The organism is Streptomyces bobili, assembly GCF_002154575.1.
In the GTDB taxonomy this organism is placed as follows: Bacteria; Actinomycetota; Actinomycetes; order Streptomycetales; family Streptomycetaceae; genus Streptomyces; species Streptomyces bobili.
In genome coordinates, this window is sequence record NZ_MUBA01000704.1 from 1 (window position 1) to 1,659 (window position 1,659).

The 1,659-nt window shown below is 76.4% G+C and carries 1 protein-coding gene; it reads right to left on the bottom strand.

The window, feature by feature from the left end:
• Nucleotides 1-1,659, bottom strand: a 1,659-nt coding sequence (locus BZL64_RS36430; protein ID WP_244205758.1) for a DUF5682 family protein, incomplete at both ends; no start/stop codon positions are given.

Consider the following 1,659-nt stretch of genomic DNA (forward strand, 5'->3'; position numbering starts at 1 on the left):
TCGTCGGCCGCGTCGGCGTCCAGCGCTGCGCACGCCGGCGGCAGGCCGACGAATATCCGCTCGGCGAGGCCCGCCGCGACGCCGGCCAGGGCACCGGTGTCGGTGCCCCGGACGTCGCCGTACCGAAGGGAGCGGACGAGTGCGGGCAGCGCCTGGGCGAGATGGCCGATGTCGGTGTCCAGTGCCGCCCGGTCGGCGAGGACCCGCATCACCGTCGGCAGGGCGTCCGGCAGCCCGGCCAGCAGGCAGCGCTCCGCGAGGCCGGTCACCTCGGCGAGACCTCGCGCGGCGACCGCGTCCGCCTCCGCCCTGGCGGTGGCGGCGGCCGGTACGGTCGTCCCCCATACGCCCGCCTCGGCGACCCGCACGGACAGCTCGGGCTCCCAGCGCAGCCGCCACGTCTCGCGGAACGTGCCCGTGCTCCCCCGCGAGACCGCCGGCTCTCCCCACCGCACCCCCAGCAGCCGCAGTCGGTGCAACAGCCTGCTGCGCTCGGAGTCGGTCTCCTTGCGCAGGTCCAGCTCCAACTCCCGTTCCGCCGCCTCCGGTCTGAGCCGCAGCCGACGCTGGAGCCGGTCGAGGTCGCGCTGCAGGGGCACCGCGGGCGCGGTGGCCGGCACCTCGCCCATGACGTCCCCGACGACCAGCCGGTCCCGGATCAGCACGAGCGGCACGTCCGAGCCCTCGCAGAGCACCGCACGCACGGCGTCGGTCGTCTCGCTCAGGCCGGGCAGCGGTCGGCCCCGCAGCGCGGCGAGCGTCTCGGCCAGCCGTACCGCCTCGATGACGTGTGCCGGGGAGACGACGCGGTCCTCCTCGCGGAGCAGGCCCGCCACCCTGGTCAGCCACCGCTCCACCGGCCGGTCGGGCGAGTCGAACAGATGCGCGTACCAACCGGGCGAGTCGATGCCGGCGCCGTAACCCCCGGCCCGGACCAGTCTGCGGTGGGTCCACGGCACCCACGTCAGGTCGGTCCTGGTCCTGGGCAGCCCCTTCAGCAGTGCCCGGTCGGCGGTGAGGGCGGTCCTGCGCCGGAGGGCGGGGACGTGCCACGCCCCGCACACGACTGCCACGGCCCCGTCCCCGAACTCCCGCTGCGCCGCCCGCAACCGGAGCCGCATGTACGCCTCCCTGACGGCGTCCCGCTCACCGCCCTCGGCACCGTACGTCTCCCGCAACGCCGTCATGGCCTCCTCGATGGCGGCGAAGGGTGCGAACGGGTCGCGTCGGCCCAACCCCCGGTGCTCCACGACGTCCTCCCACCAGCGCTCGGGATCGTCGTGACCCGCGGCTTCGGCGAGGGTGGCGAGCGGGTCGACGCGGAGGCCGGCGCCGGGGCCGTCGCCCGGCGGCGGTCCCTGCGGCTCCGGGTGCTCGTCGGTCTCCCGCTGCCAGGCCAGGGTGTGCGCGGCGGGCAGGTCGATGAAGCGGGCCGGGACGCCGTGCTCCAGGGCCCAGCGGATCGCGACCCATTCCGGGGAGAACGCGGCCATCGGCCAGAAGGCCGAGCGTCCGGGCTCGTCCACGGCGTGCGCGAGGAGCGCGACGGGGGGCCGCAGGTTCTCGTCGGCGGCCAGTGCGATCAGCTCGTCGGCCTCCGGCGGGCCCTCGATCAGCACGGTCCGCGGCCGGGCGGCGTCCAACGCCCTGCGCACGGCC